4 protein-coding genes and 1 pseudogene are annotated in these 7,127 nt (G+C 68.3%); 2 read left to right on the top strand and 3 right to left on the bottom strand.

The window, feature by feature from the left end; genetic code table 11:
- The first annotated feature begins 48 nt into the window (after positions 1-48).
- The gene (locus BLT27_RS17230; protein ID WP_089736154.1) at positions 49-1,155 is read left to right on the top strand and encodes an ABC transporter ATP-binding protein; all 1,107 of its coding nucleotides are present in this window, start codon (positions 49-51) and stop codon (positions 1,153-1,155) included.
- Positions 1,152-1,958, top strand: coding sequence for an ABC transporter permease (locus BLT27_RS17235; RefSeq protein ID WP_089736157.1), 807 nt, complete (start codon positions 1,152-1,154; stop codon positions 1,956-1,958). Before BLT27_RS17230 ends, BLT27_RS17235 begins: the two co-directional genes overlap by 4 nt.
- 33 nt (positions 1,959-1,991) lie before the next feature.
- Here BLT27_RS17235 and BLT27_RS17240 read toward each other — a convergent pair whose 3' ends face one another.
- The 3 genes and pseudogenes from BLT27_RS17240 to BLT27_RS17250 form a co-directional block, all read right to left on the bottom strand.
- On the bottom strand, positions 1,992-2,993 hold the full coding sequence (locus tag BLT27_RS17240; protein ID WP_089736159.1) for a phosphotransferase family protein: 1,002 nt from the start codon (positions 2,991-2,993) through the stop codon (positions 1,992-1,994).
- Entirely contained in the window at positions 2,990-3,667 is a 678-nt protein-coding gene (locus tag BLT27_RS17245) for an HAD family hydrolase (RefSeq protein WP_089736160.1), read from the bottom strand. Before BLT27_RS17245 ends, BLT27_RS17240 begins: the two co-directional genes overlap by 4 nt.
- A 1,499-nt stretch (positions 3,668-5,166) precedes the next feature.
- Positions 5,167-7,127, bottom strand: a pseudogene (locus BLT27_RS17250) (hypothetical protein); the annotation flags it as partial.

Raw genomic sequence — 7,127 nt, forward strand, 5'->3', positions numbered from 1 at the left:
TTCCACCCCACCGACTGTGTTTTGCCGCTGGCAGCCCAACGACCGACAATGACCGACCAGGACGGGGTCGGCGGTGAACGCACCCGGTCGAGCGGCCAGACGGTCACGACCGGACCGTCGAGAGACGGCTCCGCCGACTCCGCCGACGCGACCACCGCAGGACGGCACGGGCGCGACACCGAACCCGACGCCCGGACGGCAGCCAGCGGGACGGCCATCGCGGTCGAGGGCGTGACGAAGCGGTTCGAGACGGGTCCCGACTCGGTGCTGGCCGTCGACAACGTCAGTTTCGAGGTGGAGACGGGTTCCATCGTCGGCCTGCTCGGCCCGAACGGCGCCGGCAAGACGACGCTCATCAAGTCGGTCCTCGGGATGGTCGTCCCCGACGAGGGGACCGTCCGGATACGCGGCATCGACGTCGGCGACCGGCCGCGTGCGGCGTACGCGAACGTCGGTGCGATGCTGGAGGGGGCGCGCAACGACTACTGGCGGCTCACCGTCCGGGAGAACCTCAGGTACTTCGCGACGGTGAGCGGTGTCGACCCCGACTCGGTCGCGGACCGCCACGACCGCCTTCTCGACCGGCTGGACCTGACGGAGTGGGCCGACACGCCCGTCCGGAAGCTCTCACGCGGGATGAAGCAGAAGGTGTCGCTGGCGAGCGTGCTCGCCGGCGGTGCCGAAGTCGTCTTCCTCGACGAACCGACGCTCGGCCTCGACGTCGAGAGCTCCCGGACCCTCCAGCGCGAACTCCTCCGGCTCGCCAGAGAGGACGGACTCACGGTGTTCATCAGCAGTCACGACATGGACGTCATCGAGACCGTCTGTGACCGCGTGCTCGTCATGTCGGAGGGCCGTATCGTCGCCGACGACACCGTCGACGAACTGCTCCGCGGCGCCGCCGGCGGGACCGTCGTGGTCGAGAGCCCGGACCTCGATGCGGACGCGCTCGCGGCTGTCAGGGAGCGGTTCCCGGTCACGGCCGTCGAGGAGCTCGACTGGGGGACCCGGCTCACCGTCGAGGCGAGCGGCGACGACCTCTACGGCCTCATGGACGTGCTCGCGACCGCCGGCGTGACGCCCGAGCGGCTCCGCACGGTCGAACCCGACCTGGAGGACGTGTTCGTCGGGCTCACCCGGGAGGGCGGCCGATGAGCACCGACGCGGACGGGTTGGGCCCCAGACCGGCGGGATACTACCACCTCGCGCGGGCGGTCCTCTACCGGGAGTTCCTGCTGTTCGTCCGGTACCCCGCCAACGCCATCGGCGGCGTCGTCATCTCGCTGTTCTTCTTCGGCGTGCTGTTCTACGGCGGTCGGATGCTCGCCGGCCAGGCCCTGACCGACTCCATCGAGGGCATCGTCGTCGGCTACTTCCTGTGGACGCTGGCGGTCGGCGCCTACTCCGCTATCTCCAACGACATCGGCAGCGAGGTCCAGTGGGGCACGCTCGAACGCCACGTGATGACGCCGTTCGGGTTCGCCCCCGTCGCCCTGCTGAAGGGCGCGGCAAAGGTGGTCCGGACGTTCCTCATCTCGACGGTCATCCTGGCGGTGATGCTGCTGCTCACCGGCACCACCCTCCAGCTGCACGTCCTCACCATCGTCGTTATCGCCTCCCTCAGCATCCTCTCGGTGCTGGGCCTCGGCTTCGCGGCCGGCGGCATCACCGTCCTCTACAAGCGCATCGGCAACTGGCTGAACCTCCTGCAGTTCGGGTTCGTCGTGCTGATCTCCGCACCCGTCCTGGAGATTCCGTGGCTGAAGCTCCTGCCGCTGGCCCACGGGAGCGGGCTGCTCCAGCGCGCGATGGTCGACGGCGTCCGGCTCTGGGAGTTCGCGCCCGCCGACCTGGCGCTGCTGGTCGCGGTCGCCGTCGGCTACCTCGGCCTCGGCTACGCGGTGTTCCAGCTGTCGACCCAGCGCGCACGGCGCCTCGGCGTCCTCGGTGACTACTGAGACGATTGCATCGGGTGCCGGGGCTCGTACTGCTCACCGATCCCGGTCGTCCGTTCCCGCGAGCGCCGCCTCGAGCGCGTCGCGATGGAACGCGACGGCACCCTCGCGGTCCAGCTCCGGGTACCGCGGGTTGGTCACGCGCCCCGCGGAGTCGACGGCGCTCTCGGCGATCGCGGCGACGCGATGGGCCGTCGGGACGTCGGGATAGGGCCGCACGCGTTCGTAGCCCGTCCGGAACGCCGCCCGGAGCGGTGCGGGCTCGTTCACGTACCAGTCGGCCACGAGGAACTCCGCCTTCGCGACCGACAGCGATACCGGCGCGGCCAGCGGGGCCTCCCAGTCCAGCACGGCCGTCACCCGGTCGTCGGCGACGAGGGCGTTCCCCGGCCGGAAGTCCCACGGGTAGAGCCGTGCCTGCGGGCGCCCCTCGATGGGCCGGTCGTCGAACAGCCCCCGCAGTTCCGACCGCAGGGGGTCGAACGCCGCCGGCAGCCGGTCCACCGCCCGCAGGCCGTACTCCCGGAACCAGTCCGCCCAGTCCTCGTGCGCCGGCGACAGCACGTCGCCGGGCGGCGAGAACGCCCCCGGTGTCTCGAGCCGGCCGTAGCCGTCGAACGCGAACGCGTCGTGCAGCTGCGCCAGGTAGCTCCCGAACGAGCGCGCGAGCAGCGTCCGTACGTCGGGGTCGACCGCGGTGAACCGCTCGTGGAGGTCGTCGCCGGCGACGTAGGCGGTGAGGAGATACGCGACACCGTCGTGCTCGCCGGCCCCAAGCACCGGCGGCACCGGGACCCCCGTCCGGTCCCGGATCAGTGACAGCAGCGTCGCCTCGGTCCGCAGCCACGTCGACTCGGTGCAGACCTGCACGACGACCGGCCCCCGCATCTCGAACCGGGCGACCGCGGTCCGTTTCCTGTTCCCCAGCGGGATGGGCTCCACGGCCGTCACCGCCCCGTCCAGCGCCCGGAGTGCCGCCCGTGCACCCGCCCGCAGCCGCTCGTCCGTGAAGGCGTCCTCGAGTCGCCCCCCGGTCATCGTTTCCCCTCGAGTATCGCGGGCAGCTCCGACAGCGAGTCGATCACGTACTCGGGGTCGTAGGGCGCGGCGGTGCGGTCCTCGGCCCGCAGCCACGCGACCGGAAGCCCGGCGTTCTGTGCGCCGGCGACGTCGTACGCGAGCGAGTTGCCGACGTAGAGTGCCCGCTCGGCCGACACCCCGAGTTCGGCGAGCGCGCGACGGAACGGTAGCGCGTGTGGCTTCTTCCGGTCCAGGTCGTCGGCGTACACCACGGAATCGAGCCGGTCGGCGACCCCCAGGCTGTGGAGTTTCGACGCCTGCCGCTCGCTCGGCCCGTTCGTCACGAGACCGACCGCACCGCAGGAAGCCGCGCTGTCCAGGGCCGCGCTCGCCCCCTCCGTGAACTCGACTGCGGCGTCGTCGACGGACGCCCGGAGTGCCGCAGCGAGGGCCAGAGGGTCGACGTCGGTGCGACCGTGCTGGGCGGCGAGCCGGGCGAACCCCGCGCCGATGTAGCCCGTCCAGTCGTCGTGGTCCGGTGGCCCGTCGAGCGCAGCCCAGAGGTCCGCCGGCTCGCCGAAGGGTGTCACATCGACGTGCTCGAAGGCTTCCGCGTACATCGCGTTCGTGTCCTGCGTCCGACGGCAGAGGGTTTCGTCGAGATCGAACAGTACAGCGTCGAATGCTGCCACACGTATGGGTTGGTCGGGAGCAAGAAAAACACTCGCACGCCCGGTCTGGGCACGGTCAGTCCGGGTTCGAGGCGGGATGGCGTTCACGGCGGGGCGGTCGCTTCCCGCAGGCTCCCGGTTCGCGATTCGACCGCGTCCAGGACTGTCGCGGGGAGTTCGAGCCGATGGTTCGAGGGTAGTGAGAGGTTCGTGAGCTCCGGCCGGTCCGGTGGCTATGGCAGCGCAGGGAACGCGTCGTTGGCGTTCGGCCACCGGCCCCGATGCTGTTCTCGCTCTCCGACAACTGGTCCAGGTCGCGCCTCCCGGTGGACCGGCAGTTCCACCCGCTCCTGGTAGGGGTAGTATTGTCTTTTCGGACCAATCCAGCCGTCGAAAACCCGGTCACGGGAACCCCTCGTTTTGTTCCCTGGAACGTACTGACTGTGGTGCCAGCGCGACGGAGCGTCGCTGCAGCACATGGATATCCAGCGGGATCTTCTCTGGGTGGGCATCCGCTCCGACTGGGGGCCTGAGTGGGACCGTTGTTCGCTTGGATTCCGGGGGTACTGGTACCGCCGTGGCTGTAGCAGGACGAGACAGTACCCGTCCGTCGGACGGCAGAACGCGGTCGCTGTCTCCACAGTCCGGCGGAGTCGATCTGCGCTCCGCAGCGGTCGCCAGCGCGTCCCTAGGCAACCGTACCGAGTTTCACAACTGGGGAAATGACCCGCAAGAAGACCCGTGAAAGCCGCGTGTGAAGAGGTCGTGGGTTGGGTTTCGTGTGCGGTCGTCGAGTGGGTCGATGGCGAGATTCGCCGTATCCTGAGTAGACAGGTGCTGTACGGTGCGTCTAGTGGATGTCGATTGGGGGTTCAGTATCGCTCTGGATGCATCGTCTGTCTGACTCGAATCTTCACAATCGGTTCTCGTCGTGCGGTTTTGTGGTGGTGCGTCTTGCAACGGAACGGGAGCCGGGATTCATCGGAGATGGACTGATGGTGAACGTGTCGAATTCGGTCGTTTCGGGCATCGAGTCTCCCGTACCGTGTTTCGAATTGGACGGGGTGACGGCCGTCGCGTGGCGTTCCACACTCACCATCATCACAGCGGCAGCGTTCTTCTTGCGGGTGTTCTGGCCGATTGTGAACTCACGGAGAGCGAACGAGCACTCCTCTCGGTAGCTGTCGATGCGTTTCGACGCAACGATCCGAGTGTGACGGTCGTCGCGCTCGGTCGCGCTGCCGGACGAGCTGGAGGCCTGGTGGGGCGGAGCGAGCTCCCGGGGTGGCGTTCCGTACGTGCCCGTGGTCGAGTAGTGAGACGGCACGCTCGTCGCGGACGAAATCTGTGTCGTCCCGGGTGGTGCAGCCTGTCCCTCGCACGGGACAGTATAGTCTTCTTGTTGAATTACTACTGGGGTCAGAATCGCGAGGCGGACTCGCAGGGGTCGTCGGTGCACGGTATCTGAATCGACTGGAGTGGCGTCCGGAATCGAATCGTCTGTCCCGCACGCCCCGGGCCTAGCTATCGTCGTCGAGCAACGTTCCTTGCACGTAGCCGAGGGGGTAGATCGCAGTCAGGCCGGGCGTCTCGATGGTGAACTGCTGGGGCGGGGTGCCCTCGCTGTAGGTCTTCTCGACACGCGGGTCGCCCTCGGGTGGGTCGTTCAGTACCGAGAGCACCTCGTGGCCGGCGCTGCGGTTCGTCACGAACCAGATCGTGTCCTCGACGTCACAGTCGGCCATCTTGTCGAAGTCCTCGGGGACGGCGCGGTGGATGTCGTGGTTGATGCGTTCTGCCTCTGCAGCGACGATGATCTCGCCGTCTTCGTCGACGCCGGCGAGGTCGAGACGGCGTCCCTCGTCGATGTCGTGGTACGGGACGACCTCGACGACGGGCGACTCGGGATTCCTCGCGTACGCCTGTTCGAGGTACAGCCGGCCGACTTCGATGGCGAAGACGTGGTGACTCGACTCCTCGAGGTCGCCCGCGCCGTGGCCGTAGTCGACGCCCTGGCGGTAGCTCTCGCCGATCTCCGTGCGGCCCTCGGGCGAGACGGTGAACAGTCGGTGGGGGTGGTCCGTATCGTGCCGAAGGAGGTCCGCGTCGACGAGGTCCTGTACGTCGCCGCTGTCGATGCCGACGTACTCCTGCAAGCGGATCATCGAGTCCTTGAGCAGGTCGTACTCCAGGGACTCGTAGCGGAGCTGCTGTGCGTTGTAGACCGCCTGGAGGAACAACAGCTGGTCCGTGGACCACTCCGAGACGGCGCGCTCCTCGGGCGTGAGCTTCAGGTTGAGGTTGCAGACCGGGATGTCGTCCCTGTCCGTCTCCTCGAGGGAGGAACAGCACGAGATCGCGCGCTCCATCCCTGCGATGTCGGGGTCGTACCGGTTCTCGCACTCCGTACAGCGGAGGGCGTGGATCGACTCCTCGTAGTCGACGGTGGACGGCATGCGCTGCGTGTACGGGAGGGCGGAGTCGACGCGGGTACCATCGTCGACGGCCTGGTTTTCCTCGGAGCCGTCTTGGAACTCCTCGGCGTCGTCCCTCCGGACGCTGGGCGACCCGAGCAGCAGGCCCGCGGTCTCGAGGGTCCGCTCGTGGACGTCGAGCGTCGCGTCCTGGAACGCCCACTCCTCGGACCGGCTGGGCGTGTGGTCGTGGGCCGGATGGCCAGCGGGCGGTGCGACGGACTCGACGGTGAACGGTCGCGGTTCGGGCTGGCCGTACGCGGCGGGGAGCTTCACGAGCCACTGCCCGCGCTGGAGCGCGCGGAGCCGGTTCCCGACGTCCCTGGCGTCCATGTCGTCCGTGGCCAGCCGCACCGCGAGCTCTCGGTCGCGGGGCACGTTCCCCGTGACGACCGTGGAGACGTTGTTCAGGATCTCGTCGTAGATCCGCTCCTCGTTCTTGAGCTGGGCGGGGAACTGCATCGCGAGCGTGACCGCACAGCCGAAACTCCGTGCCTGCGCCAGCAGCTCCTGCAGGAGGTCGGAGTCGGCGACGCTCGCGGCCTCCTCGATGTAGAGGTTCGCCAGGGGTGGGTCGCCGTCGCTCCTGTTCAGCCGACGCCTGAGCGCCGTCCAGAGGTTCGAGAGGACGAGCAGCGTGAGCACGCGCTGGGCGGCCGGTCTCAGTGAACCAGTGTCGAGGATGACGACGACGTTCTCGTCGAGGTAGTCGACGAGGTCGAAGTGCGGGTCGCCCTCTTCGGGAACGTGGTCGAATATCGCGGCGAGTCGCTGGTCGATGGGGATCTTCTCGATGCGGTTCGCGACCCCCTGCATGATCTCGTCGAACGACCGGGCGCTGTTCGCCGTCACGCCGGCGAGCATCTTCTCCAAATCCGGGTCGGAGACTGCGGGCGCCGTCTGTCGCTCGTGAAGCTGCCGGAGCGCAGCATGGAGGTCCCGGTGGGAGAACGCGTCGTCACCGTTGACCGGGTCGTACAGCGCCTTCACCATGTACCGGATGATGT

It is taken from the genome of Haloarchaeobius iranensis, assembly GCF_900103505.1.
Classification (GTDB): domain Archaea; phylum Halobacteriota; class Halobacteria; order Halobacteriales; family Natrialbaceae; genus Haloarchaeobius; species Haloarchaeobius iranensis.

Coding starts and splice junctions, on each gene's coding strand:
- BLT27_RS17230 (WP_089736154.1), top strand. CDS start 49: ATGACCGACCAGGACGGGGTCGGCGGTGAACGCACCCGGTCGAGCGGC.
- BLT27_RS17240 (WP_089736159.1), bottom strand. CDS start 2,993: ATGACCGGGGGGCGACTCGAGGACGCCTTCACGGACGAGCGGCTGCGG.
- BLT27_RS17235 (WP_089736157.1), top strand. CDS start 1,152: ATGAGCACCGACGCGGACGGGTTGGGCCCCAGACCGGCGGGATACTAC.